The organism is Pseudomonas sp. Lz4W, from assembly GCF_000346225.2.
Classification (GTDB): Bacteria; Pseudomonadota; Gammaproteobacteria; order Pseudomonadales; family Pseudomonadaceae; genus Aquipseudomonas; species Aquipseudomonas paraversuta.
In genome coordinates, this window is record NZ_CP017432.1 from 2648849 (window position 1) to 2675774 (window position 26926).

The following is a 26926-nucleotide window of genomic DNA, read 5'->3' on the forward strand; positions in this document are numbered from 1 at the left end:
CCAACAAACAGGTGTATTTCGCATCGGGCACCGCTATATAAAATGTCGATCAACATTTGATTGGCGTCAATAATAAGTCACCGCTGCAAGGCATTACTCGAACGCCTTGTATGCAACGAGACAATACTTCCGACAAACATGGGGTGTATTGCAACTCGTATATCCCTGGGGGGACGTTACGCTTGGTTCATATCAGCTTGGCTATCCGTGGATTGCTTGATCAACAGATCGTGTTGCGCACCGGTGGCTTGTATTGGGTCGCGGTCGATCAACAGGCTGATGCAAGGCTGCTGGCCCGACAGTTTCTTGAAGCGATTCCCGAGCATGTACCTGCGACCCTGATTTGCTGTGCGGACGCGGTGCAAAGTATCACCGGCACAATGGCGGCCGATCTGGGCCCCGACAAACTCCGGCAGTTCGAGATCCCCCTCGCCAAAGTCGAGCAAGGGCTCGCCACGCTGACCCGGGATATGGGCCGCATCGGTGTCGCTGCCGGCAGTCAGATTACCTTGCTGCTACCTGCCAGCTGCTGGGCTGAAACCACCACCGCAAAACAGTTGCAACGCTGGTGTCAGCGTCTGCACGAGTGGCTGCAGTTGCGCGATGCAACCTTGCTGGTGATTACCCACGGCGAGGCGCCGCTCCTGCATGCGCAACTGCTGCAACTCAACGAGACATTGTCCGGCCTGGGTCGCCTGTATCGCCATAACGGTGTCATGCGTTACCAACTGCACTTCTGGCACAACCATATGGGGGTAACGGCAGGTCAGGAGTTCAAACTCGCGATCCAGGACAATGCCCTTACCCTGATCCCCGATACCGCAGTCGACGTGCAGCCACGGGTCGGTGACGACCAGCACCTGTACCTGGCCGAACGCGCCGTGCTGGAAGGCACGCCATCACTGTCAAAACACTGGTATCTGTTTGAAAGCCGCGAAGCATTGCTTGCAGAAGCCCGCAACGCCAGACAGGCCACAGTCATTGTCGGGATCGACAACAGCCACCAGCTGCTCGATCTGGCCCAACAACTGCACGACCTGCGGGAACAGTGCGGCCCGACACTGAAGATCGTAGTGCGGGAAATGGAACCCGCCGTGCGCTATCGCGACGAGCGACTGCTGCTGGCCTGCGGGGCCAACCTGATTGTTCCGGACGGTACCCTGCTCTCAAGATTCCTCAGCATGATCGAAAGTGTTCAGGGCCAGCGCTGGCAATACAGCCAGAACAGCGACTTTGCAACGCTGCTGGAACGCCAGCGGCCACCGCAGATTCGCGGTCTGGTAAGCCCGCGGGAATTCTTCGAAACCGTGGAGCAGATTTATAACGACAGTTCCGGTGAAGTCACCCACCAACTGGTCCGGTTTCAACCGGTTCCCGGGCTGGCCGAAGAACTGTTCCTGAACCAGATGTGCCTGCGCCGCTATGGTGACTTTGCCTGCGTACTGGATGAAGACCTGTATCTGTTTCTGTTCGCCTGCCGTGCCGATGGCCTGGACCCGGCCCTGGGAAATATCTGCCGCCTGCCATGGCGTGACATGTTTCTCCAGCGTCAGGTGCTCACCGGCCCCGATGATCTGCCGCAGGACGCTTTTATGCAGGCCGGATCAGTACCTGCCCACCTGAGTATTCCGATTGAAAACACCGTAATGGCGACACCTGCTGCCGGTAGCCGCATGCCGTTAACACCGCAACGCACCACGTTGCCCATTCGTGAGCCACAAGCATGACGTTCCTTGACCTGATTGATGTGATTGTCCTGACCTGCGTGGTAACCGTGCTGCTGACACTGTTCGCACAGCGCATCCGCAGGTACTTGAAGGATCACTTCGAACAGTACCTGTCACCCCGCTATCTGAAATCCCGCGGCGTTCGACGTCGTGCACCTGCCAGCCCTTCTTTGAGAGCGCCCGATGAGTCTGTCTAAGCCTGCCTCCCCGGCGCACAAGATTTCCGGCTCCTGGCGCGGCCTGGGAGCCTGGAATGTGTATTTCCTCGGCAAATTCCTGCTGACCTGGACCGGTCACCTGAACTTCCAGGTATTGCCCAACCTGATCTTCGCCCTGGTGTTGTTGATCCCCATCGGCCATCCAATGCTGCGCCGCGCACGCACCCTGATAGCAATCCCGGTGGCTGTGGCACTGCTGTACCAAGACACCTGGTTCCCGCCGTTCAGCCGTTTGCTGGCGCAACCCGGGGTACTGGACTTCTCTTTCGACTACATCGTTGAATTGCTCGGGCGTTTCATCGACTGGCAAGTGTGTGCCATGTTGCTGTTGCTGGTGGTCGGCTATCTGTTTCTCAGCCAGTGGCTGCGCCTGACCACCTTCACCCTGCTGGGCTTTGCCTGGTTGAGCATGGGCAGCCTGCAATGGCTGCTGCCCCCTGCCGCCGATCAGCAAATGGCCAGCACCCAGCCCGGCCAGACCGCTCAGGCCGGCAGCGGCGGTGAACCGGACGATGCGACGCTCAATGGCTATCTGGACAAATTCTATCTTGCTGAATCAAGCCGCAAGGTCGAGTTCAAGGACCCCGCCGTCAAGCCACCGCCGTTTGACCTGCTGGTGATCAATATCTGCTCCATGGCCTGGGACGACCTGGATGCCGTGGGCTTGCGTGATAACTCGCTGTTCAGCCAGATGGATGTGATTTTCGACAACTTCAACTCGGCTACAGCCTACAGCGGCCCGGCAGCGATCCGCCTGTTACGCGCCAGTTGCGGCCAGACATCCCACGCTCAGCTGTACAAGCCACCGGCCGATCAGTGCCTGCTGTTTGATGACCTGCGCAAGCTGGGTTTCTCGGATGAGTTGATGCTGAACCACACCGGCGAGTTCGACGGCTTTCTCCAGGAAGTCCGTGAACAGGGTGAATTGCCACAGCCGGCACTGGGGGTTGTTCCGGCTGGCCTGCCACGCACCTATGTCGGCTTCGATGGCTCGCCGATCTGGCGCGACCGCGATGTGCTGAGCAAGTGGTGGCAACACCGCCTGAACGAAAAGCAGCCGAATATGGCGCTGTTCTACAACACCACCACCCTGCACGACGGTAACCGTCAGGTGCAGTCCGATGGCGGCACCCAGGCAGCCGACTACAGCAGCCGGGCCCAGCTTTTGCTCGATGATTTGAATTCGTTCCTTAAAGAGCTGCAAAAAAGTGGCCGTCGGGTGGTTGTGGCCATCGTGCCTGAGCACGGTGCAGCCCTGCATGGCGACCGGATGCAGATTGCCGGCATGCGTGAAATCCCCAGTGACTCCATTACCCACGTTCCGGTCGGCATCAAGCTGATCAATATGGGCGACAACGGGCAGACCGCACCGGTGCATATCACCGAGCCAAGCAGCTATCTGGCCGTTGCCGAAATCATTGCCCGCCTGTATGCCGACCCGGCCCTCAGTAATGGCCAGACAGTGGACTGGACAAAACTGCTGACTGACCTGCCGCAGACCGCGAAAGTATCGGAAAACTCCGGGACTGTTGTGCTGGACTACAACGGCAAGCCTTATGTGCGAATCAAGGAGAACGGTGGATGGCTACCTTACCCACAGAAGCTCAAATAAGCGCCGACATCCTTTCGCGCAAAGAGCGCGCCGATGACATCGCCCGCCTCAAATCGATGATCGACTTGCCGTCGCTCAATTATGTCGACGTCTCGGCGCAGATGGAGTTGCTGCAAGCCTTTGAACGGTGGCCGCTGCTGGCCCATGTCGAAGAGCTGCAAAGGGCGAACACCCAGGACTTGCCCGCGGAGCCGAACCCATGATCTGCGTGAGCCTGCATGGCGTGCGTGGCGGGGTGGGCACCAGCTCCACCCTGGCGGCACTGGGTTACGCACTGCACCAGCTGGGACAAAAAGTCCTGATGGTCGACATGTGCCCGGAAAACACCCTCGGCTTGCACTTCAACCTCAAGCTCGGCCCGCCTGAGGGCTGGGCGCGGGCCACCCTGGACCAGCAACCCTGGCACCAGCAGGCATGGACCGTTGAGCCCGGGCTCTGTGTACTGCCCTATGGTCAGTTGAGCACTGACGAATACCTGCAGCTCGATGCCTTGCTGCTGGCCGACCCCGAACTCTGGAAGCAGCGCCAGGCAGAGCTGGCCGAGGCCTTTGACTGGATCTTGTTCGATCTGCCGCAACGCTTGCCGGGACATGCGGCTAACCCGCACTGCGAGATCGCAATCACCGTAATCAATGCCGATGCGGCTTGCCATGTACTGTTGCAGCCACAGCTAAGCCATGGGCCCTTGTTGCTGGTCAATCGCTATGACGCGGCCAGCCAGTTACAACGTGACCTGGTGCTGATCTGGCAATATCGCTATGCCCGCTACCTGCTGCCGGTCAGCCTGCATAGCGATGAAGCCGTGGGCGAAGCCCTGGCCCGGCGCGAACCGGCAGGCCGTTATGCCCCGGGCAGCCTGATCGCCCAGGACATCCTCAGCCTTGCCAGTTGGTGCCTGCTGCGTGGCCGGAGGCTTGAATGACAGAGCGCTGGTTTCCCTATACCTATTTGCGCCGTGAACAAAACTGCAGCCGTTTCACGGCCTTTGTTCTGGCTTCGCTTCAGGCGCTCGGCTGGATTTTCCTGCGCCTCGAATCCCCCAGCTGGAAAGCCCTGCGCGCACAGCACCGACGTCTGTACCCGCATCTGGCGGACAAGTCCGCGAGCATTGGCGACCCGCTGCGCTATGCGATCCAGAGCCTGTGGCTGCTGCTGGTGCGCCCGGCCGAACAGAACCGGGGCCGCCGCTCGCCAGGCAAGTATGTGCGCTCGCTGCTGCAGGCCTTGCTGAGGATTGTGCAGCAGCCCTGGAACCTGCTGTCCAATGCCTTTGTGCGGTTGCCTACGGCGATCAGCCCGCAAGTGATTAAAAGCACGCGCCGCTGGAACACCATGGGCTGGCCCCTGCGCAAGGCGCTGTACATCGCCATTGGCGTGCTGGCAGCGGTATTGATCATTATCTGCGTGACCGAACCCTTCGGGTATCTGGCGCAACTGGTGTTCGTTATCTTGCTGTGGGGCATAGCGATGCTGGTGCGGCGTATACCGGGGCGCTTCCCGACGCTGTTGATGATTGCCCTTTCAGTGATCATCTCGTGCCGCTACCTGTGGTGGCGCTACACCTCGACCCTGAACTGGAACGACTCCCTGGATCTGGTATGCGGCCTTATTTTGCTGCTGGCAGAAACCTACTCCTGGCTGGTGCTGATTCTGGGCTACGTTCAGACCTCCTGGCCGCTCAATCGCCAGCCGGCGCAATTGCCACGCGATACCAGCCTGTGGCCGACGGTCGACCTGCTGATACCTACCTACAACGAAGAGCTCTCGGTGACCCGCGGCACGGTGTATGCCGCGCTGGGTATCGACTGGCCCAAGGACAAGTTGCGCATTCACCTGCTCGATGACGGCAACCGTCCAAGCTTCAAACAGTTCGCCGAGGAAGCGGGCATCAACTATATCGCCCGGACCGACAACCGCCACGCCAAGGCCGGCAACCTGAACCATGCCCTGACCCAGATCGACGGCGAGCTGGTAGCGATTTTTGACTGCGACCACATGCCTGCCCGCTCCTTCCTGCAATTGACCGTGGGCTGGTTTCTGCGCGACCCGAAACTGGCACTGGTGCAAACACCGCACCACTTCCTGTCACCGGACCCGTTCGAGCGCAACCTCGGGACTTTCCGCAACCGCCCCAACGAAGGCGAGCTGTTTTACGGTTTGATCCAGGACGGTAACGATATGTGGAACGCCGCGTTCTTCTGCGGCTCTTGCGCCATCGTCCGGCGTAGCGCGATCGACTCGATCGGTGGCTTTGCCGTCGAAACCGTCACCGAAGATGCCCACACCGCTCTGCGCCTGCATCGCAACGGCTGGAACTCGGCCTACTTGCGCATCCCCCAGGCTGCCGGCCTGGCCACTGAAAGCCTGTCGGCCCATATCGGCCAGCGGATCCGCTGGGCACGGGGCATGGTGCAGATTTTCCGCACCGACAACCCGCTGCTGGGCAAAGGCCTGACCCTCTTCCAGCGTATTTGCTACACCAACGCCATGATGCACTTTCTGGTGGGGCTGCCGCGGATCGTGTTCCTCACTGCGCCGCTGGCCTTTCTGCTGCTGCACGCCTACATCATTTACGCCCCGGCGCTGATGATTCTGCTCTACGTATTGCCGCACATGATCCATGCCAGCCTGACCAACTCGCGGATGCAAGGCGCCTATCGCCAGACATTCTGGGGCGAGGTGTACGAGACCGTGCTGGCCTGGTACATCGCACGGCCGACCACCGTGGCCTTGTTCAGCCCGTCCCGGGGCAAGTTCAACGTCACCGCCAAGGGCGGCATGATGGAGGAGAACCAGTTCGACTGGCAGACCGCCAAACCTTACCTGGTGCTGTCGCTGCTCAACGTACTCGGCCTCGGCTTTGCGGTATGGCGCCTGTTTTACGGGCCCAAAGACGAGATTTTCACTATTTTCGTCAGCGTGCTGTGGGTGATTTACAACCTGCTGATCATCGGTGCTGCCGTGGCCGTGGCTGCTGAAGTGCGCCAGGTGCGTCACACCCATCGGGTACAGACCCGGTTGCCGGGTGCGATCAGACTCAGCGACGGCCACTGCTACCCCTGTGAACTGGTGGACTACTCCGACGGCGGGGTCGGCCTGCAGCTCATTCAGCCCCTGCAATTGCCGGTCGGCACCCTGGTGTCACTGATTCTGCAGCGCGGCAACCGCGAGTTTGTATTCACCGGCAGCCTGACCCGCTCCCACGACATGTTTATGGGTTTGAGCTTCGCCGGGTTGGCGCCCGAACAGAAAATCGAGTTCGTCCAGTGCACCTTTGGCCGGGCCGATGCCTGGCTCGATCACAACAGCGGATTCGAAGCCGACAAGCCGATCCAGAGCCTGAGAGAAATTCTCGCTCTGGGCGCCAAAGGCTATTACCGCCTTTACCAATACCTGCCTGCCTGGGTGCGCACGCTTGCGCGTCCGTTCATGCGAGTTCTTCAGTGGCTGGGCAGCTTTTTGCCGCGCATGCCCAAAGCGTCCACCCCTCTTATCTCCCGGCCAGTGAGCAGATCATGAGTCGATTTTCCAAAAAAGCTTTTTTCGCCAGCCTTGCGCTAATGACCTTCGCCTCACAGCTGATGTCTGCACCGCTGCCATTGCCGGGCAGCTCGCCTGCGCCGCTGCCCAAGCCGCCCGTGGAGGACTCGCTCCAGCCGTTGCCGAGCTGGACGGTGACCCGCACCTTTGAACAGCTGGGGCGTGCCACCGACACCCTGCTGCTGGGGATCAACAACTCGGAGCAAGTGGAGTTCACCCTGCGCCGCGACCGGATTGCCAGCGATGCCCGCCTGCAACTGGAGTACACCCCCTCGCCCTCGCTGATCCCGACCGTCTCCCATATCCGGGTGTACCTCAATGATGTGCTGATGGGGGTGCTACCCATCGACAAGGATCAACTGGGGCGTAAAACCACTCAGCAGATGGCACTTGATCCGCGCCTGATTTCGGACTTCAACCGGGTTCGCCTGGAGTTTATCGGCCACTACACCGATATCTGCGAAGACCCGGCCAACAGCACCCTGTGGGTCAATATCAGCCGTTCCAGCAGCATCACCCTGCAAGAGCAGGCGCTGAGCCTGACCAACGATCTGGCGTTTTTCCCGCTGCCGTTCTTTGATCCACGCAACAGCGGAAAACTTGAACTGCCGTTTGTATTCGCTGCCAACCCGACCCTGGGCGAACAGAAAGCCGCGGCCATTCTGGCGTCGTACTTTGGCAGCCAGTCCAACTGGCGCGGCGCCAGTTTCCCGGTGCTGTATGACGCTTTGCCAAGCGTACAAAACAAGGAAGCCACTCAGCCTTCGGTGGTGTTTGCCACCAATGATCACCGCCCGGCGTTCATGAGCGACCTGGAAAAATTCCCGGCCGTGACCGCGCCTGTGGTCGAGCTGATTGACCACCCGGATGCGCCTTACAGCAAAATCCTGCTGATCATGGGTCGTAACGAAGAAGACCTGGCCACCGCGGCCAAGGCCCTCGCTCTGGGCGGCAACCTGCTGCGCGGCTCTCGCGTGACCATCGACAAGGTCGAAGAACTGCAGCCCCGCAAACCCTACGATGCCCCGGCCTGGATGCGTACCGACCGCCCGGTGCGCTTCGCCGAGCTGATCAGCTACCCGCAGCAGCTGCAAGTCAGCGGATTGCAACCGCGGCCGATCACCCTGGATGTGAACCTGCCACCCGACCTGTTTGTGTGGCGCAACCAGGGCATTCCGTTGCGCACCCAATACCGTTACACCGCACCGTCGGCCAATGATGATTCGCGCCTGAACATCAGCCTCAACGAACAGTTCATCACCAGCCTGCCTTTGGTCCGCAAAGACACCAGCAGCCTTGAAGAACTGCGTCTGGCGGTGCTGTCCAACGACACGGCCAATGCCAATGACAAGCTGGTGGTACCTTCGCTGAAAATTGGCGACCGCAACCGCCTGCGTTTCGACTTCAACTTCGCCAGTACCATGGGCAGCGCCCAGCGTGATCGTTGCCAGACCATACTGCCGGCCAACACCCAGGCCATCATCGATGAAGACTCGACCATCGACCTGTCCGGCTACCACCACTACATCAGCATGCCAGACCTCAAGGCCTTCGCCCGCAGCGGTTTCCCGTTCAGCCGCATGGCCGACATGTCGGAATCGATCGTGGTGGTGCCGGCCAAGACCACTCCTACCCAGATCAGTACCCTGCTTGAAGCCGTGGCCGGGATTTCTGCCCGCTCCGGCTATCCGGCCTTCGGTTTGCGCCTGAGCGATGACTGGCAGGCGGCAGCCAAAGAAGACGCTGATCTGCTGTTGCTGGGGCAAATGGCACCGGAGATGCGCGACAATCCGGACCTGAGCCTGTTGCTGCAACGCCAGCGCGACATGCTGGTACAGCCTTATGGCAATTCCGCCATCGATGCCAACAATCGCCGCGGCCCGTCGCCTGATCAGCGCAACAAACCGGCCAACCGCACAGAGGTCACGGCCCAGGCACCGATTGCAGCCATTCTGGGCATGCAGTCACCGCACCATGACCAGCGCAGCATCGTTGCACTGCTGGGCAATGACGACGCCGACTACAACCTGCTGCGTGATGCCATCGGCGACAGCGGCAAACTGGATGCAGTGGCAGGCTCTGTTGCGCTGATTCGCAGCAGCGGGGTTTATAGCCAGCTGGTGGGGGACCAGTACTACGTGGGTAACCTGCCGTGGTACCTGCTGCTGTGGTATCAACTGTCCGAGCACCCGGTGTTGCTGGCGGTACTGGCGGTCATCAGCGTTCTGCTGACAGCCTTCCTGCTGTGGCGGGCCCTGAGCTGGGCAGCCAACCGTCGCCTGCACAAGGATGACTGAGACCATGGGACGCCTTGCTGCACTGGCCCTGTCCGTGACCCTCGGCGCCTTGCCCCAGGTGGTGAGCGCTGCTACCTGTAACTGGCCCGCCTGGGACAGTTACAAGAAGGCGATGATGAGCGCCGACGGACGCATTATCGATAGCTCCTCGGCGCAGCTGATCACCACCTCCGAGGGGCAAAGCTACGGGCTGTTTTTTGCCCTGGTGGGCAACGACCGGCAAGGTTTCGCAAAGATTCTCGACTGGACCCGCAACAACCTGGCCCAGGGCAATCTTGATAAGCATCTTCCCGCGTGGCAGTGGGGACAGTCCAAGAGCGGCAAATGGCAAGTGCTGGATAGCAACAACGCCAGCGATTCCGACCTGTGGATTGCCTACAGCTTGCTGGAGGCCGGGCGGCTGTGGCAGTGGCCGGCTTATATCGCGCAAGGGCAAAACATGCTCTGGCGCAGCGCCGCCCAGAGCCTGCGCACGTTGCCCGGGCTGGGCCTGATGCTGCTGCCCGGAGATGTGGGGTTTGACAGCGCTCAAGGCTGGCGCCTGAACCCCAGCTATATGCCGCCCCAACTGCTGGCCCGCTTTGCCCAGATCTCACCGGTCTGGGCCGAGCTGGCAAGCAATCAGCAACGTCTGCTGATCGAAGGTTCGCCCAAGGGTTTTGCCCCTGACTGGCTGCTGTGGCAAGCCGCAGGCGGCTGGGCCCCGGACCCCAAGGATGGCAGCGCGGGGGACTACGATGCGATCCGCGTCTACCTGTGGCTCGGCATGCTGGCCCCGGACGCGGCCAATCGCCAGACCCTGCAACAGCACTTTGCCCCCATGGTCAATCTGACCCGGACCCTGGGTTATCCGCCAGAGAGCGTAGATGCCATAACCGGCACCTACACCGGCACCGGTCCGGTGGGTTTCTCGGGGGCCCTGTTACCGCTGCTCGCCAGCGCCGATTCACCGGCGCTGGCGGTCCAGCAGGCTCGCGTGCAGCAAGACCCGCCCGCGGCCGATGCTTATTACAACCAGTCGTTGCTGTTGTTCGGCCAGGGCTGGGATCAACAACGCTATCGCTTTGACAAGGATGGTCGGCTCAGTCCTGCGTGGGCGAACACATGCAAAAATTAACGACATGGGCGTTATTGCTCAGCGGTTTTTCCACTGCGGCCATGGCCCAGCCAGTCAGCGTGCAGGATCAGCAACAGTGGTTGCTGGAGCAGGTGCGGATCGGTGAAGCCTTGTACCGCGAAGATCTGGTGCGCGACTCATTGGCGCGCCTGAGCCTGATCGCACCGAACAATCCCCAAGCGCTGGTGGCCTCGATCCGCCAGGCCTTGCTGGACAAAAACCCGGGGCTGGCAAACCAGCGCCTTGCACAATTGCAAAGCATCGCGCCCGACTCGCCAGCGCTGCGCCAGGCCCAGAGCCTGATGAAACTGCAAGACCCGCAAAGCCAGAAAGCCCTGCAGCAGGCCCGCCTGTTTGCCGCCGCAGGCCGCCCGGAAGAAGCCGCCACCATTTTCGAGCAACTGTTTGGCAATGCGCCTCCGGATTTCGCCACCTCACTGGAATATCTGCGTATTCGCAGCAATATCCCCGGCCAACGGCCCAGGGTGATCGAACAACTGCGCGCACTGGATAGCCAGTACCCGGGTAACGTGGGGCTGCGCCAAACCCTGGCCGATTTGCTTTTCCGTGAGAATCGGGCACCTGAAGCGCTGGTGGTGTTGCATCAACTGTCAACCGACCCGCTGGCCAGCAACGCCGCCGCCGAGCGCGAATACCAGTACCTCAATGGCCAGCCCGTGAATCGCTCTACCGCCCAGGCCTGGCAGGCTTTTGTCAATCGGTACCCGGCCTCCCCGCTGCTTGGCGAAGCCAGCAAAAATCTGCAGACCCAACAGCATTTGCTTGGTGATCCGGCCTGGCAAGCAGGCGCACAGGGAAAGCAGATGATTGATCAGTCCCGTAACCCTGTGGCCGCCGAAGGTCTGCTGCGCCGTGCCATCAAGCAATATCCCGAGGACCCGACGCTTTACGGAGCATTGGGTATGGCCCTGTTTCGCCAGGGCCGCTATCAGGAGTCCAGTGCCAATTTCGCCACCGCGCGGACCAAGGATCAGGACACGTCCAATATCAGCAAATGGCAAGACCTGATGGACGCCAGCCGTTATCGGATGCTGCTCAGTCAAGGCGACAAGGCCCTGGAGCAGAACAACCTGGTCGCTGCTCGCAACGCTTACCAACAAGCGCGCAAAGCCAAACCTGCGGATGCCGACCCGCTGATCGGGCTGGCCAGCGTTGCCCGTGCCGGACACGATGATATCCAGGCTGAAGCCCTGCTGTTGCAGGCCCGTCGCCTGGAACCCGGCAATGGCAGTGCGGTGCGCGGTCTGGTGCGCCTGTATACCGCCCAGTCACCGGACAAGGCCAAGGCCTTCCTCAATAGCCTGCCCCCTGCCAGTCAAAGGGAATTCGCCGGGTTGCGCCAAAGCCTGGAGCTGGACGAGCTCAACCGCCAGGCCGATGCCGCCGCTGAGCGCAAGGACTGGCCCCAAGTGGTGGCGCTGCTGAGCAAAATCCGCAACTTGACCCCCGATGAACCCTGGCTGACTTATCGCCTGGCCAATGCCCAGCGCGAAATCAATCAACCGGGCGCCGCCGACGCCAGTTTCAAACAGCTGATGCAGCGCCAGGGCAGAAATCCGCAGGCGCTTTACGCTTACGCGCTTTACCTGTCGAGCACCGAGCGCGATGCCAGTGCCTTGAGCACGCTGGAACTGTTGCCCAGGGCGCAATGGACTGACGACATGGTTCAGCTCGATGCGCGCTTGCAGCGCAACGTGCTGGTGGCCCGGGCCGACAGTCTGCGCGCAGCCGGCCAGGAGCCCCAGGCGATTGCCCTGCTGATGCAAAAACCCGACAACGACGACCTGATGACCGTTGGCAGATGGGCCCAGGAACGCGGCGACTTTACCCAGGCGCAAAAGCTGTACAGCCAGGTGCTGAAGAATGAACCTGGCGACATCAATGCGCAGTTGGGACAAATCGAGAGCCTGATTGCCAGTAAGCAACTGGCCCCGGCCCGTCAGCAGTTGGCACAGTTCAAGCCGGCTCCGGGCGTGGTCTTGACCCCTGCGCAGCAACGCCGGGTGGCCAACGCCTGGTCCGACGTGGGTGAGCCGGGGAAAGCCCGAGCCATGTACGCCGAGCTACTGAAGACGCCCCAGGCCGACCCGTTGATGTACCGCGATGCAGCGCGCCTGATCTCCGCGACTGAGCCGCAGCAAGCCCTGGACTATTACGCCAAAAGCATGGCCGGAGCCGGGTTGCTGCCCGCGCAGCAGGCCAGCCCGCGGGACGATCGCGCCATGACCATGGCCAGTCGTGAAAAAGACGATGACCAATGGCTGGCGAGCAGCCTGCGCAGTGACGTGGATGAACTGTACCAGCGACAAAATCCGACGCTGCATCTGTACACCGATTACGGCTGGCGCTCGGACAATGCCTCCCAGGGCACCTCGGATACGGACACCCGGACCACCATCCTGCAACTGGATTTACCGATTGCCGATGGCACCGGCTTTATGCGGGCCGAGCAGATCAACATGGATGCCGGGGCTTTCAAAGCCGACCCGGACGGTCTTGTCCGTGAGAACTATGGCACCTGCGGGGTAGCCGTAAGGCGCAAAGGCACCGACGGACCGGACTTCTCGGGCTGTGAGGACCGCTCGCAATCGGCCAATGGCACCATGCTGGCGGCTGGCTGGAAGAATGAGACATGGAACGTTGATATCGGCCGCACGCCGGATACGTTCAAAGTGCCTAACTGGCTCGGCGGCGTGGCCTACAGCAGCAAGATCGGCTCAGTGGGCTGGACGCTGACCGGATCGCGCCGGCCTTTGAGCAACTCGATCCTGTCGTACTCCGGTGCGACCGACCCCAATACGGGCGTGACCTGGGGGGGTGTGACCTCTAACGGCGTGACCCTGAGCCTGAGCCACGACGAAGGCGGTGTTGACGGCGTGTGGGCCAGTCTTGGGCAGCATTGGCTGGTTGGCAAGAATGTCGAAGACAACCACAAGAACACCGCCATGGCGGGCTATTACTATCGCCTGGTGGAGCGCGCCGATGAACGCATGCGCACCGGTCTGACCGTGATGTACTGGAGCTACGACAAAGACCTGAGCGAATACACCCTGGGCCAGGGCGGGTATTACAGTCCCCAGCAATACTTCTCCATCGGCGTACCGCTCAACTACGCCTTTCGTACGCCTAACTGGTCGGTATCCCTGGAAAGCTCGGTGGGCTGGTCGTACGCCCAAACCAAGTCCAACGACCTCTACCCTCTGAGCGGGCTGAACGACAAGCTTCTGCACGCAGTGGATCAGGCCGGCTACGAGCTATCGGAAGGGCTGGGAGAGACGTCGGGAGGCAACAGCAATGGCATCGGCATTCGCCTGCAGGGCCTGGTAGAACGCCGGCTGACGGACAATCTGGTGCTGGGCGGTGGCTTGCTCTATCAACACAGTGAAGGCTACGCCCCAAGCCGGGCGATGCTCTACCTGCGGTATACGTTTGACACCTGGCAGGGCAACTTGCCGATGCCGGTGCAACCGTTGATACCGTATGCGGACTTCAGATAGCTGATGCGCATGCTCTTTTTTGTTGTGGGAGCCGGCTTGCCGGAGATACGGGTAACGCGGTTCTTCAGGTAAACCGCGTCGCCGCCATCGCGAGCAAGCTCGCTCCTACAGGCCCGGGTTGAACATGCTGCTTTTGTTGTGGAAGCCGGCTTGCCGGCGATGCGGATAACGCGGTTCTTCATGTAAACCGCGTCGCCGCCATCGCGAGCAAGCTCGCTCCTACAGGTACAGGCCGGGGTTGAGCATGCTGTTTTAGTTGTGGGAGCCGGCTTGCCGGCGATACGGATAACGCGGTTCTTCATGTAAACCGCGTCGCCGCCATCGCGAGCAAGCTCGCTCCTACAGGTACAGGCCGGGGTTGGGCATGCTGTTTTTATTGTGGGAGCCGGCTTGCCGGCGATGCGGGTAACGCAGTTCTTCATGTAAACCGCATCGCCGCCATCGCGAGCAAGCTCGCTCCTACAGGCCGGAGTGGGAGCCGGCTCTTAACCTTTGGCCGGGGTACGCATGGTCACGAACTCTTCGGCTGCGGTCGGGTGCACGCCGATGGTTTCGTCGAAATGCTGCTTGGTGGCACCGGCCTTCAAGGCAATTGCCAGGCCCTGGACGATCTCCCCCGCCTCTGGCCCGACCATGTGGCAGCCCAGCACTTTATCGGTGTCGGCATCAACCACCAGCTTCATCAGTGTGCGTTCCTGGCACTCTGTGAGGGTCAGTTTCATCGGCCGGAAGCTGCTCTCGAAAATCCGCACCTGGTGCCCGTCTTCAATCGCCTGCTCTTCGCTCAAGCCCACGGTGCCGATATTCGGCAAGCTGAACACCGCAGTCGGGATCATCTTGTAGTCCACTGGGCGGTACTGCTCAGGCTTGAACAGACGCCGTGCCACGGCCATGCCTTCGGCCAGTGCAACCGGCGTCAACTGTACCCGGCCAATCACGTCGCCAATCGCCAGAATCGATGGCTCGGCGCTTTGGTACAGCTCGTCCACTTCAACAAAACCGCGCTCGTCGAGTTTGACCCCGGTGTTCTCCAGCCCCAGGTTATCGAGCATCGGACGACGTCCGGTGGCATAGAACACGCAATCGGCAACCAGCTCGCGGCCATCTTTGAGGGTGGCTTTGAGGCTGCCATCCGCCTGCTTGTCGATACGGGCAATATCGGCGTTGAATTGCACGTCCATCCCGCGCTTGATCAACTCTTGGTGCAGATGCTTGCGCACCGCTCCGTCGAAACCGCGCAAGAACATCTCGCCGCGATACAGCAACGAAGTCGTGGCGCCCAGCCCGTGGAAAATCCCGGCAAACTCCACCGCAATGTAACCACCGCCCACGACCAGTACACGCTTTGGCAACTCTTTAAGAAAGAACGCTTCGTTGGAGCTGATCGCGTGTTCGTGACCCGGGATTTCAGGGATCTGAGGCCAGCCACCGGTAGCAATCAGTATGTTCTTGGCGGTGTGGCGCTGACCGTTGACCTCCACTTCGTTGGGACCGGTCAGTCTGGCGTGGCCTTCGAGCAGGGTCACGCCACTGTTGACCAGCAGGTTGCGGTAGATGCCATTGAGACGATGAATCTCGCGGTCCTTGTTGGCGATCAGGGTTGGCCAGTCAAACTTCGCCTCGCCCAGGCTCCAGCCAAACCCCGAAGCCTGTTCGAAATCCTCGGAAAAATGTGCGCCGTAGACCAGCAGCTTTTTGGGTACACACCCGACGTTGACGCACGTACCGCCCAAATAGCGGCTTTCCGCTACCGCGACTTTGGCACCGAAACCTGCAGCAAAACGGGCCGCGCGCACACCGCCGGATCCCGCACCAATTACAAACAAATCAAATTCGTAGGCCATTTCTATCTCCTGGGCAGCTCATCAGCATAATCACTTCAGCGCGATTGACCAGCACCGGTGCTGACGAATGTAAAAAAACGAAAAAACCACCCGCAGGTGGCTTTCTCTTGAAACGTTACAGACGGGCTCTGTTAGTAAGCTTTGCCCGTTTTGTAGAAGTTCTCGAAGCAGAAGTTGGTGGCTTCGATGTAGCCTTCAGCACCACCGCAGTCGAAACGCTTGCCTTTGAATTTGTAGGCAATTACGCAACCGTTTTGCGCCTGTTTCATCAAGGCGTCGGTGATCTGGATCTCGCCACCTTTACCCGGCTCGGTCTGTTTGATCAGTTCGAAAATATCCGGAGTCAGGATGTAGCGACCGATAATGGCCAGGTTCGAAGGAGCGTCTTCGGGCGCCGGTTTTTCAACCATGTTGCGCACGCGGTACAGGTCGTCGCCAATCAGGTCACCAGCGATAACGCCGTACTTGTTGGTTTCCTGGGGATCAACTTCCTGGATCGCAATGATGGTGCAGCGATACTGGTTGTACAGCTTGACCATTTGCGTCAGAACACCGTCGCCTTCCAGGTTGACGCACAGGTCGTCCGCCAGTACTACGGCAAAGGGTTCGTCGCCGATCAGCGGGCGGCCGGTCAGAATCGCGTGACCCAGGCCTTTCATTTCGGTTTGACGGGTGTAAGAGAAAGAACATTCGCTCAGCAGGCGACGGATACCGACCAGGTACTTTTCTTTATCTGTGCCCTTGATCTGGTTTTCCAGCTCGTAGCTGATATCGAAGTGGTCTTCCAGTGCGCGCTTGCCACGTCCAGTCACGATGGAGATTTCGTTCAGGCCAGCGTCCAGTGCTTCTTCAACCCCGTACTGGATCAGTGGCTTGTTCACCACCGGCAGCATTTCTTTAGGCATGGCTTTGGTCGCTGGCAAAAAGCGAGTGCCGTAACCGGCTGCTGGGAACAAGCATTTCTTGATCATATGAGTCCTTAAAAGGGCTGTACGTTCGAATTTTGGCGCAGTCTAATCAGGCGGCTTCGAGCTTACAATGCCTCCCGATAGCAAACTGATGCCAACATAGAGAAAATTTGCGCCAGTTAGTTCACTTATTGCCTGTTTTTCTAATCGCCACTGCTCCACATGACCTGTGGACCAGCCCGCACGGGCTCTGAAGCAGTGTGGGCAAACTGGCATTACTCGAGCTTTAAGCCCTGAATAAGCGCTATTATTACGCCCATTCCCCCGCCAACAAGGCCACTGCACCATGTCCGCCACAACAAACAGCATCAACGGTTACCTGATAAAAAATGTCAGCCCGAATCAATGGTGGATTACCGACTCGGCTGACGAGCAAGTCGCCGGTCCTTTTGAGTCGGAACAGGCCGCAGTAGAGGTTGCCTCTGTACTCCAGGATCAGCCAGCACCCGCAGCCCGTCGACGCAACAATAAATCCTGACCCCTAACTCTCGAAGACTGACCCTGATGAATAAGCCCCTGACGCTTCTTGCACTATTGGTTCTTGGCGGCTGTGCCACTGCATCCAGCACCTATCTGGTGGATGGCAAGCAAGGACTGAGCATAGACTGTTCTGGCGAGGCCATGTCCTGGGCCAAGTGCTACGAAAAGGCTGACGCCTCATGTGCCGGGACCGGCTACAGCATTGTGGGAACTGACGGCTCACCGGTGGCGGACAATAGTCAGAAAACCTTGGGCGTAGATGTGGGCAATTTCAACAGCCGAAATATTGTGGTGGTGTGCAAGTAGTTTGCTCAGGACAGACCTTGGAGATACCACTGCCCACAGCACTAACCTGCCGCTAACGCCAAGCCCCGGCTTGCTGTCTGAACGCCCTCTGCACTTGCACCGGGTTTAATCCCGGGCACAAAAAAACCTGACACCGCAAGCAGCAGCCGTCAGGTTTTACAGAGGGGACAGTGGGCCCGGATTGCCAGCGATCAACCAGAAATACAATGGGTTGCGGCTTTGCGGATATCTCCAGGACGCACCGGCACGTTGGACATGCTTTCATAGACCTTGATGCTGCTGCCGCCGGAACGCTCTTCAATATCAATCACGGCTGTAGGATTCGACGTCAGCTTTTGCGGGACGATGATTCGTAAACCTTCTTTATGCGGCTCAATTTGTGGCGCCCTTCGAGTACTGGACAGTTGTTGTACCAGGCACTGAGCGTACGCATCAGGCTTCTTGCCTGATATCACACTCATGGTGGGCAGCGTCTGTTCTATATCCGTGACTGATGCACAGCCACCCAAAACCAGCATTGCCAACAGAACGCCCCGCTTCATACATTTCCTCCGTTAAAGATCCTACGACAGTGGATCTCCAGGTTTTCTCCCCGGCCACAGGGAATAAATATTCAATTGTGGCGAATTATCCGCGTTTTGCGTCAGACTTGTCTGCATCGAGGCATAATATGCGGCTTTAGTCTCCTTTTTGGACTAAAGCACATGCTATCTTGCTGATTTTTCAGCTAAAGCCCTCCCCTTGGAGCCCCCATGAAATTTATTCACCAGCGCGAGCACCTTAACGAAGACGACATTGTCGTCATCGAGTGCTCTCAACCCTGCAATATTCGCCTGATGAGCGACGCACATTTTCGCAGCTTCAAAAATGGTGGCCGTCACTCCTACCACGGCGGCGCATTCAAGGATTTCCCGGCCAGAATCACGGCACCCAGCACCGGCTTCTGGAACATCACCATTGATACCGTTACCAGCCGGGCGATTAGCGTGACCCGCAAGCCAAGCTTCCAGCCTACGATCAAGATCGTGCGTCGCTCCAGCTCCAAACTCCGCTAAGCCTGACATCCCCGGCCTTCAAAGACAGGAAATATTGTGGACACTACGCGTAACACCACTAAATACGTGATCAAGTACAAACTCAACGGCGAGCGTCGTTTCGAGTTTGCACAGCTACCCACCGGCTCCGATGAAGAAGCCCGCGCAGCGCTTGAAATCATTCACGCCGGCTCGGACGACAAGATCACTGATGTCAAAGCGAGCAAGCCGCTTTAACCAATGACTCTCGACCTGTTTGCTGACGAGGACCTGCAGCAACCCGCCCGACTGCAAAGCATCAGCGAGCAGGGGTTTGTGCTTCGCGGGTTTGCCTTGCCGTGGGCCGAGGCACTCTTGCAGGCTCTGGCCGGCGTCTTGATCCAGTCACCTTTTCGGCACATGCAGACGCCCGGCGGTTTCACCATGTCGGCGCGCTTGAGCAGCTGTGGCGAATTGGGCTGGACCAGTGATTGCAATGGCTACAGTTACAGCCCGGTCGACCCGTTGCGCAAGCAGCCCTGGCCTGCCATGCCCGACACCTTCCTCGCGCTGGCCGAAGCGGCCGCAGGCGCAGCAGGCTTTGAACATTTCGTCCCCGATGCCTGCCTGATCAATTGCTACGTCCCAGGGGCAAAAATGTCTCTGCATCAGGACAAAAACGAACGTTCCCTTGAAGCGCCCATTGTCTCGATCTCTTTGGGGTTGCCGGCTGTTTTTCAGTTTGGCGGCTTTGAGCGCAGCGACCCGGCACAACGCATTTCCTTATTTCATGGTGACATCGTGGTCTGGGGTGGCGTTGACCGCCTGCGCTACCACGGTGTGCTGCCAATCCAGCCGGGGCAGCACCCGGTATTGGGAGAACAACGCATAAATATCACTCTGCGCAAGGCAGGCTGAGTCACGGGGCACTGCGCCAGACAGCAAAACGCTATGTATTTTTTTATATACCGTTTATCTTCCTAGCGCCCGATACAACTCAATAAAGATGGGCCGCCCTCGCCTCTAACGGAGTTTCGTCATGAATGTACGCGTTCGATCCTTTACCCCCGGCGCACTTGCTGCACTGATCGGGTGTCTCGCTGTCACCGGCGTCCAGGCCGATGAAGTGCAGGTGGCGGTGGCAGCCAACTTCACCGCACCGATTCAGGCTATTGCCAGCGATTTTGAAAAAGACACCGGGCACAAGTTGATTGCCGCGTATGGCGCCACCGGACAGTTCTATACCCAGATTAAAAACGGTGCTCCGTTCGAAGTTTTTCTGGCGGCCGATGACAGCACCCCCGAGAAACTCGAAAAAGAAGGCGACATAGTTCCTGGCTCCCGTTTCACCTATGCCATTGGCACTCTGGCCTTGTGGTCTGCCAAGGACGGCTATGTCGATGATGCCGGCAAGGTGCTGGAAAAAAACCAGTTCAAGCATTTGTCCATTGCCAACCCGAAAGCGGCACCTTACGGCCTGGCAGCAACACAAGTGCTGGCTAAACTGGGCCTGACCGACAAGGTCAAGGACAAGATTGTTGAAGGCCAGAACATCACCCAGGCTTATCAGTTCGTGTCCACAGGTAATGCCGAGCTGGGTTTTGTCGCCCTGTCGCAAATCTTTAAAGACGGCAAAGTCAGTCATGGCTCTGCGTGGATCATCCCCGAGACCATGCACGATCCGATCAAGCAAGACGCAGTGATTCTCAAGAAAGGCGAGAACAACCCCGCCGCCAAGGCCCTGACCGAGTACCTGAAAGGACCGAAAGCCGAGGCCATTATCAAATCCTACGGTTATCAACTGTAAATGACGCTCTCGAGTGCTGACTTCGCCGCAATCTGGCTGACCCTGAAACTGGCGTCACTGACCACGGTCATTTTGCTTCTGATCGGCACTCCCATTGCACTGTGGCTGGCCCATACCCGGTCACGGTTACGGGGACCGATCGGGGCAATTGTCGCCCTGCCTCTGGTGTTGCCACCCACCGTGATCGGCTTCTATCTGCTACTGGCGATGGGGCCCCATGGTTATGTGGGCCAGTTCACCCAGGCCATCGGCCTTGGCACCCTGACCTTCAGCTTCGCAGGCCTGGTGATAGGCTCGGTCATCTACTCCATGCCCTTTGTCGTACAGCCTTTGCAGAACGCATTTACGGCCATTGGCCCCAGGCCACTGGAGGTGGCTGCCACCTTGCGCGCCAATCCGTGGGATACCTTCTTTAGCGTGGTCCTGCCCCTGGCGCGACCTGGTTTTATCACTGCTGCAATTTTGGGCTTTGCCCACACCGTGGGTGAATTTGGCGTGGTCTTGATGATTGGCGGCAACATTCCCGAGAAAACCCGGGTGGTTTCAGTACAGATCTACGATCACGTCGAAGCCCTGGAGTATGCACAGGCACACTGGCTGGCTGGCGCAATGCTGGTGTTTTCGTTTTTGGTGTTACTGGCGCTGTACTCGAGCCGCAAATCTCAAGCAAGCTGGAGTTGAGCATGACCTCGCAGATAAATGTCCGGCTGCAACTCAGTTACCCGGGATTTGACCTGGACCTGGACCTGCAACTGCCCGGCAAGGGGGTGACGGCACTCTATGGCCATTCCGGCTCGGGGAAAACTACCTGTTTGCGCTGCATAGCCGGACTTGAACGTGCCGGCCAGGCCTTTGTGCAAATCAATGATGAAGTCTGGCAGGACAGCCAGAGCAATCTGTACGTACCGGTACATAAACGCGCACTGGGTTACATCTTTCAGGAAGCCAGCCTGTTCCCGCACCTGTCGGTGCTGGCCAATCTGGAGTTCGGACTGCGGCGCATTGCGCGCAATGAGCGGCGGGTGGACCTGGCCCATGCCACCGAATTGCTGGGCATTAGCCACCTGCTGCAGCGCACGCCCAATAATTTGTCCGGCGGCGAACGCCAGCGGGTCGGTATCGCCCGGGCGCTACTGACAAGCCCGAAGCTATTGCTGATGGACGAGCCGCTGGCGGCTCTGGACAGCCAGCGCAAGCGTGAAATCCTGCCCTATCTGCAACGTCTGCACGCCGAGCTGGATATTCCGGTGCTCTACGTGAGTCACTCCCAGGACGAAGTCGCACGTCTGGCTGACCATATGGTGTTGCTCAGTGAAGGCAAGGCGCTTGCCAGTGGTCCGATCGGTGAAACCCTGGCCAGGCTTGATCTACCCCTTGCTCGGGATGACGACGCCGGGGTGGTGATCGAAGGCAGGGTCGCTGCTTATGATGCGCACTACAACCTGCTGACCCTGCGACTGCCAGGCAGCACGCAACACCTGAGAGTTGCCCATGGGCCGCTGGCAGTCGGCCAGACGTTGCGGCTCAAGGTACAGGCCCGCGACATCAGCCTGAGCCTGGATCCCAGTGAGCACAGCAGCATTCTCAACAGCCTGCAGGCCACCGTCATCAGCGAAACCGGGGCTGATAATCAGGCCCATGTTCTGGTGCGCCTGGATGTGGATGGCTGTGCAATGCTGGCCCGTATCACCCGCTACTCCCGTGACCAGTTGAACCTGCATCCGGGGCAAAACCTCTGGATACAGGTTAAATCGGTAGCGGTATTAGTCTGAGTGATTGCCCTGCCAAGGTTCACGGCGGCGTTGCATGAGGTATCGCGCCGTTGCAATGGTCAGCCCCAGTAACAGCCCCACTGCCAGACCCAGTCCGATGATCAAGGCCTTTTTCGGCTTGATCGGATCAATCGGGGCTTGCGCCAGGCGGTCAATACTGACCAGCCCAAGTTGGCTCATATCGGTTTTCAAATTGCCCAGACGTGCCACTTCTGCGCGCAACGGATCGATGTTTTTCAGGAACAGGTCTTCGTTGGTACGCCTGCCGAGCATTTCGACCTGACGGTTGGTCTCAAGCAGCTGCAGTTCCTTGCCGATTTCCGAAACTCTTTTGTCCGTAAAATCATCAGAGGTGCGCTTGAGCAAGGCTGCGCGCTCTGCTTGCAGCGCCTGAGTACCCATGAAGTACAGCGGCGTAGCCTGCGAGGTGATTTCAGTGCGCATGAGATTGGAGGACCCGCCTTGAGCCACATCACCCATCGACGAGGGGGTGGTCGGACGGCTGATACCCAATGAGGTGGCGATGGCAATGGCTTCGTTCAACTGCGCAATGCGTGAATCGCGTTCGGCTCTGAGCTGCAAGCGCAAGGCCTTTAATTCGTCCTTGAGTTTTGCCGACTTGACCTTGTCTGACTCGGTCAGCGCAGCAATCTCACCCTCTTTATCGGACTGGTAGGCTGAACGTGCAGCATTGATCTTTCCGTCCAGCTCCCTGAGCCGGTTATTGATGATGACTTTCAGGTCGGCACTGATTTGCTCACGCTGGCTATTGATAGCGTATTCAACAAAACCGTTGAGGATCTCAACGCCATTGAGCGTATCCGGATAGGTAATTTCCAATTTGATATACGGGCTCAATGAAGCCGCTTGCTTCGGATCGGGCTGGATCAGAGTGATCGCATCACGATTGAAAATCTCAAAACTTTGCTCAAGCGTACGGCCTTTGCGTGCCAGCGGCTTGAACAACTCTTCATGGGAGCGGAAGTAACTGTAGCGAGTGTCGTAGGACTCCAGTGCCGAACCGATCTTGAGCAACGCGTCTCGAGGGGGAAGCGTGTAGACATCCGAACGGTTAAGCGCATCAAGCTCGTTGATGGCCGCAGGACGCAACAGGGAACTGGCCTGATACACAGGCTGCGCCAACAGGACGTAGCCCAGGGCAATACAACCGGCAGCGCCCATGGCTCCCGCGATCAACTTTTTTTGCTGCCAGAACGAATGAAACAGGTCCAACAGATCGATCTCTGCGCTTGAGTTGCCTGTTCGCTGCTGCTCGGTTTTTTTCAAAGTATACGCCCTGTGAACTGAACTCCTTGGCGAGTTCACCTCTTGACAATTAACGCTTAACTGCGCTTTAAAAATAAGCGTAGTGTCTGACAGCCTATTAAGAGAAAAGATCCCTCTGCTTTAGAATCAACTACATACCAGAATGAAATCAAGGTTTATCTAGAGACTGGCTGTCGTTTTTTTCGATTAAATTACTTACTTCACACTTCCAATAATGTGCCACTGCTAATTTTCAGATTTCTCCTACGACGAAATCTCATACTGATCCTGGCCAACTGCTTTTCTACCCGCTATCGCAGCAATCCCACTGCTGACGCACCTGCGCCCACCGCCATGCTTCAGGGCAACCAGCCCGCAACCATCACTGACTGTACGAGCCCTTGGGTAGCGCTATCAGATGGCGGAATATTTTCACGGTCTGTGTAATTATTGCCGCCACAAAAAAGCACGATTACGTGTGAGGTAATAATCAGCATGGATATTTATCAGGCAATGCGGGTGTTTGTCCGTGTGGTCGAGACAGGCAGTTTTACCGCTGCGGCTCAGGCGCTGGGCTATTCCACAGCGCAAACCTCGCGCTTGCTGTCTGAACTTGAATCCTCGCTGCAAGCCAGGCTGCTGCAGCGCAGCACACGGCGGCTGGCATTGACGGAGGTGGGTGCGCGCTATCTTGAGCGCTGCCGAATGATTCTTGGCGAAATAGAGGACGCAAATGCCGAAGCGGCCGGTGCCCATCTGATTCCCCGCGGCCATTTACGCGTACAGTCCACCACCGGGCTGGGGATCCAGCTCCTGGCGCCACTGGTGGCCCGTTATTCGCAGCTGTACCCGCAGGTCGATGTCGATCTGACCCTGTCTCAACGTCAACCCGACTTGCTTGAAGAAGGCCATGACGTGGTGATCACGTTATCGGCCAACCTGCCCGACTCGGAAATGATCGGTCAGCAACTGGGGAGTATCTTCAGCGTCATCAGCGCCGCACCGTCCTACCTGCAAAGCCAGGGCACGCCCAAGACTCCCGACGACCTCAACCAGCACCGCTGCCTGCATCTGGTTGACCCGCTGTTTACCGACAGCTGGACCTTTCGCGATGATCAGGGTGAACAGTCGATTCGCCCCGGCAGCGTGTTTCAGGTCAACGTTGCTGAAGCGATGGCCCAGGCCGCCGAAGCCGGACTCGGGGTTTGCCTGTTGCCGGATTACGTGGCGGTCGGTTCCTATCAGCGCGGTGCGCTGGTGCGCCTGTTGCCTCAATACCGGTTGCACGAAAAAAGCATCTACGCGCTTTACCCCTCGCGACGCTTTCTGGATGCCAAGGTCAAAACCTGGGTCGAGTTTCTCAAGCAGGAAATTCCGAAGGTGCTTGATCAGCACCAGGCCATCGTCGATGACCCGGCGCATTGGGCATAGCGTCAGACTTACCCTTGCAGTTGCTCGCGCAAGGCCTGGGCGGTGCGATCGAACTGCAGTGGGGTCACCGAAATCCCGCCCTGGGTGACAACCCGGGTTTCTGTATCGGCGGCTTCGGGGTGCTGGTGGCGGGTAATACTGAGCCAGTAATAGCTGGACTCGCGAAAGTCCGTACGCTCGTTCACACTCACCCCGTCCATACGGCCATGGCCCTGGCGGGTGATCTGTACGGGGCCGGCCTGCTCGGGCGCAACGTCCGGGAAGTTGATGTTCAGGCACGCTGATTGCTCCCAGCCCTTGCCCAGCAACTGGCGAATCACCCCGGGCGCCAGTGTGCGGGCCGTGTCCCAGCGCACCGAGTCGCGACGGGTGAAGTACTGGCTCAGGGCAATGGAGGGGATGCCCAGCAACAGGCCGGTCATCGCCGCTCCCACCGTGCCGGAGTACAGGGTTTCGACCCCCAGATTGGCGCCTTTGTTGATGCCGGACAGCAATAGCTGCGGCGGGCTGTCCATCAACTGCTGCAAGGCCATCGCAACACAGTCGGCCGGGGTTCCGGACACCGAAAAACGCCGCTCGCCACGGGCAGTCACCCGCAACGGGTGATGGATGCTGATGGCGGTGGAAATACCGCTCTGGTCATGGTCCGGGGCGACCACCCAGACCTCGTCTGCCAGTTCCCGAGCCACAGCCTCAAGGGCCTCAAGACCCGGGGCGTCGATCCCGTCATCATTGGTAATCAAAATTCGTTGCAGTCGAGCGACCGTCATGCCTGAACTCCTTGTTGTTGGGGAGTCGCCCAGAACGGCAAGGTAAAAGCCCGGATTGTCCGGCTCGCAACTTGCCGCTCGACGCTCCTGCTAGATGCCCTGCAATGCCAGATCCATCGCAAAGTAGGTCAGAATCATGTCTGCGCCGGCCCGCTTGATCGAGCCCAGGCTTTCTCGAACAACCCGCGCTTCGTCGATGGCTCCGGCCAGGGCGCCGAACTTGATCATCGCGTACTCGCCGCTGACCTGATACGCCGCCAGAGGTAGACGCGAGGCTTCACGGACGTCACGAATGATGTCCAGGTACGCGCCGGCGGGCTTGACCATCAACACGTCGGCACCCTCCTGCTCGTCCAGCAGCGACTCGCGAATCGCTTCGCGACGATTCATCGGGTTCATCTGGTACGACTTGCGATCGCCTTTCAAAGCGCTGCCACCTGCCTCACGGAAAGGACCATAGAGTGCCGAAGCGAACTTGGTGGAGTACGCCATGATCGAAGTGTCAATAAACCCGGCAGCATCCAGCGCGCTGCGGATGGCCTGAACCTGACCATCCATGGCCGCTGAAGGCGAGATGAAATCAGCGCCTGCCGCAGCGGCGGCAACGGCCTGCTTGCCCAGATTGATCAGGGTCGCATCATTGTCCACGCCATGATCGTGCATCACACCGCAATGACCGTGGGAGGTGTACTCGCAGAAGCAGGTGTCACTCATCACGATCATTTCCGGGGCGGTATCCTTGCAGATACGGGCCATGCGCGACACCAGACCGTCTTCACGCCATGAATCGCTACCTGTGGCATCCAGATGGTGCGACACGCCAAATGCCATCACCGACTTGATCCCTGCACGGGCATAGCGTTCGATTTCGCCGGCCAGTTTGGACTCGGGAATACGCATCACACCCGGCATGCTGGTGATAGGTACGAAGTCGTCGATTTCTTCTTCGACAAAAATCGGCAGCACCAGGTCGTTAAGGCTGAATTCGGTTTCCTGAAACATGTCGCGCAGGGTTTGCGAGCGGCGCAGGCGGCGGGGACGAACAGAAGGGAACTGGTTAGGCATCATGGTTCCTGATGGGCAGGTTCATAGACAGACGAGCCTTGGCCAAGGCTCAATGGCGCAACAAATACAGGATTGACCCTGCAATTGCAAAACATCCGGCCGGCCTGCGGCCTGTTGTCGCAGGCAGTAACTGCATCCATGGCGCATAGGCTCCGGTTGTACATTTCGTAAAAAA

The 26926-nt window shown here is 58.9% G+C and carries 24 protein-coding genes; 18 read left to right on the top strand and 6 right to left on the bottom strand.

The features are described from left to right. Window positions 1-182 precede the first annotated feature (182 nt). Genes bcsE through bcsC form a run of 9 tightly spaced genes read left to right on the top strand, consistent with a single transcriptional unit; the run spans window position 183 to window position 14029 of the window. On the top strand, window positions 183-1727 hold the full coding sequence (gene bcsE, locus B195_RS12145; RefSeq protein ID WP_003445676.1) for a cellulose biosynthesis protein BcsE: 1545 nt from the start codon (window positions 183-185) through the stop codon (window positions 1725-1727). After that, window positions 1724-1924 (top strand): cellulose biosynthesis protein BcsF, encoded by a 201-nt coding sequence (bcsF, locus tag B195_RS12150; protein ID WP_003445678.1) that lies wholly within the window; start codon window positions 1724-1726, stop codon window positions 1922-1924. The genes bcsE and bcsF overlap by 4 nt, the downstream gene beginning before the upstream one ends. Next, on the top strand, window positions 1911-3557 hold the full coding sequence (gene bcsG, locus B195_RS12155; RefSeq protein WP_003445680.1) for a cellulose biosynthesis protein BcsG: 1647 nt from the start codon (window positions 1911-1913) through the stop codon (window positions 3555-3557). The genes bcsF and bcsG overlap by 14 nt, the downstream gene beginning before the upstream one ends. Beyond that, complete coding sequence (gene bcsR / locus B195_RS12160; protein WP_003445683.1) at window positions 3527-3760, top strand: cellulose biosynthesis protein BcsR; 234 nt, start codon at window positions 3527-3529, stop codon at window positions 3758-3760. The genes bcsG and bcsR overlap by 31 nt, the downstream gene beginning before the upstream one ends. Continuing rightward, window positions 3757-4479, top strand: coding sequence for a cellulose biosynthesis protein BcsQ (gene bcsQ, locus B195_RS12165; protein ID WP_003445686.1), 723 nt, complete (start codon window positions 3757-3759; stop codon window positions 4477-4479). The genes bcsR and bcsQ overlap by 4 nt, the downstream gene beginning before the upstream one ends. Then, entirely contained in the window at window positions 4476-7076 is a 2601-nt protein-coding gene (bcsA, locus tag B195_RS12170; RefSeq protein ID WP_003445689.1) for a UDP-forming cellulose synthase catalytic subunit, read from the top strand. The genes bcsQ and bcsA overlap by 4 nt, the downstream gene beginning before the upstream one ends. Next, entirely contained in the window at window positions 7073-9394 is a 2322-nt protein-coding gene (bcsB, locus tag B195_RS12175; protein WP_003445691.1) for a cellulose biosynthesis cyclic di-GMP-binding regulatory protein BcsB, read from the top strand. Before bcsA ends, bcsB begins: the two co-directional genes overlap by 4 nt. 4 nt (window positions 9395-9398) lie before the next feature. Further along, window positions 9399-10511, top strand: coding sequence for a cellulose synthase complex periplasmic endoglucanase BcsZ (gene bcsZ / locus B195_RS12180; RefSeq protein ID WP_003445702.1), 1113 nt, complete (start codon window positions 9399-9401; stop codon window positions 10509-10511). Continuing rightward, window positions 10499-14029 carry a cellulose synthase complex outer membrane protein BcsC gene (bcsC, locus tag B195_RS12185; protein WP_037001795.1) on the top strand — a complete coding sequence of 1177 codons (3531 nt, stop codon included), beginning with the start codon at window positions 10499-10501 and terminating at the stop codon, window positions 14027-14029. The genes bcsZ and bcsC overlap by 13 nt, the downstream gene beginning before the upstream one ends. A gap of 485 nt (window positions 14030-14514) precedes the next feature. Here the strand turns inward: bcsC and gorA are convergent, their stop codons facing one another. Both gorA and galU read right to left on the bottom strand, forming a co-directional pair. Then, a complete protein-coding gene (gorA, locus tag B195_RS12190) occupies window positions 14515-15873 on the bottom strand; it encodes a glutathione-disulfide reductase (protein WP_003445707.1) in 1359 nt (452 codons plus the stop codon). A 131-nt stretch (window positions 15874-16004) separates the two neighbouring features. Continuing rightward, complete coding sequence (gene galU, locus B195_RS12195) at window positions 16005-16844, bottom strand: UTP--glucose-1-phosphate uridylyltransferase GalU (RefSeq protein WP_003445709.1); 840 nt, start codon at window positions 16842-16844, stop codon at window positions 16005-16007. 283 nt (window positions 16845-17127) lie between these two features. On the opposite strand from galU, the gene B195_RS12200 reads away from it, so the two are divergent. Both B195_RS12200 and B195_RS12205 read left to right on the top strand, forming a co-directional pair. Continuing rightward, window positions 17128-17319: a hypothetical protein gene (locus B195_RS12200; protein ID WP_081481317.1), complete on the top strand. Its 192-nt coding sequence runs from the start codon at window positions 17128-17130 to the stop codon at window positions 17317-17319. 26 nt (window positions 17320-17345) lie between these two features. Beyond that, window positions 17346-17627, top strand: coding sequence for a hypothetical protein (locus B195_RS12205; RefSeq protein WP_003445711.1), 282 nt, complete (start codon window positions 17346-17348; stop codon window positions 17625-17627). Window positions 17628-17818: 191 nt separating this feature from the next. On the opposite strand, the gene B195_RS12210 is transcribed toward B195_RS12205, so the two are convergent. Then, window positions 17819-18169: a hypothetical protein gene (locus B195_RS12210; RefSeq protein ID WP_003445727.1), complete on the bottom strand. Its 351-nt coding sequence runs from the start codon at window positions 18167-18169 to the stop codon at window positions 17819-17821. A 210-nt stretch (window positions 18170-18379) separates the two neighbouring features. On the opposite strand from B195_RS12210, the gene B195_RS12215 reads away from it, so the two are divergent. From B195_RS12215 to modC, 6 genes are all read left to right on the top strand, one after another. Further along, a complete protein-coding gene (locus B195_RS12215; protein WP_003445729.1) occupies window positions 18380-18682 on the top strand; it encodes a DUF1883 domain-containing protein in 303 nt (100 codons plus the stop codon). A gap of 36 nt (window positions 18683-18718) precedes the next feature. Beyond that, complete coding sequence (locus tag B195_RS12220) at window positions 18719-18898, top strand: hypothetical protein (RefSeq protein ID WP_003445731.1); 180 nt, start codon at window positions 18719-18721, stop codon at window positions 18896-18898. 3 nt (window positions 18899-18901) lie between these two features. After that, window positions 18902-19558, top strand: a complete 657-nt coding sequence (gene alkB, locus B195_RS12225; RefSeq protein ID WP_003445732.1) for a DNA oxidative demethylase AlkB — start codon at window positions 18902-18904, stop codon at window positions 19556-19558. A gap of 121 nt (window positions 19559-19679) precedes the next feature. Continuing rightward, window positions 19680-20447: a molybdate ABC transporter substrate-binding protein gene (modA, locus tag B195_RS12230; protein ID WP_003445734.1), complete on the top strand. Its 768-nt coding sequence runs from the start codon at window positions 19680-19682 to the stop codon at window positions 20445-20447. Continuing rightward, on the top strand, window positions 20448-21128 hold the full coding sequence (gene modB / locus B195_RS12235) for a molybdate ABC transporter permease subunit (RefSeq protein WP_003445736.1): 681 nt from the start codon (window positions 20448-20450) through the stop codon (window positions 21126-21128). It begins immediately after the preceding gene. 2 nt (window positions 21129-21130) lie between these two features. Continuing rightward, the gene (gene modC / locus B195_RS12240) at window positions 21131-22219 is read left to right on the top strand and encodes a molybdenum ABC transporter ATP-binding protein (RefSeq protein ID WP_003445738.1); all 1089 of its coding nucleotides are present in this window, start codon (window positions 21131-21133) and stop codon (window positions 22217-22219) included. On the opposite strand, the gene B195_RS12245 is transcribed toward modC, so the two are convergent. After that, window positions 22211-23506 (bottom strand): Wzz/FepE/Etk N-terminal domain-containing protein, encoded by a 1296-nt coding sequence (locus tag B195_RS12245; protein WP_003445751.1) that lies wholly within the window; start codon window positions 23504-23506, stop codon window positions 22211-22213. The two genes, modC and B195_RS12245, sit on opposite strands and share 9 nt — an antisense overlap. Window positions 23507-23980: 474 nt before the next feature. Between B195_RS12245 and B195_RS12250 the strand changes: the two genes are divergently transcribed. Further along, window positions 23981-24916, top strand: coding sequence for a LysR family transcriptional regulator (locus B195_RS12250; protein ID WP_003445752.1), 936 nt, complete (start codon window positions 23981-23983; stop codon window positions 24914-24916). 8 nt (window positions 24917-24924) lie between these two features. On the opposite strand, the gene surE is transcribed toward B195_RS12250, so the two are convergent. Further along, window positions 24925-25686 carry a 5'/3'-nucleotidase SurE gene (gene surE / locus B195_RS12255; RefSeq protein ID WP_003445754.1) on the bottom strand — a complete coding sequence of 254 codons (762 nt, stop codon included), beginning with the start codon at window positions 25684-25686 and terminating at the stop codon, window positions 24925-24927. 90 nt (window positions 25687-25776) lie between these two features. Continuing rightward, the gene (gene hemB / locus B195_RS12260; protein ID WP_003445756.1) at window positions 25777-26751 is read right to left on the bottom strand and encodes a porphobilinogen synthase; all 975 of its coding nucleotides are present in this window, start codon (window positions 26749-26751) and stop codon (window positions 25777-25779) included. Window positions 26752-26926 lie beyond the last annotated feature (175 nt).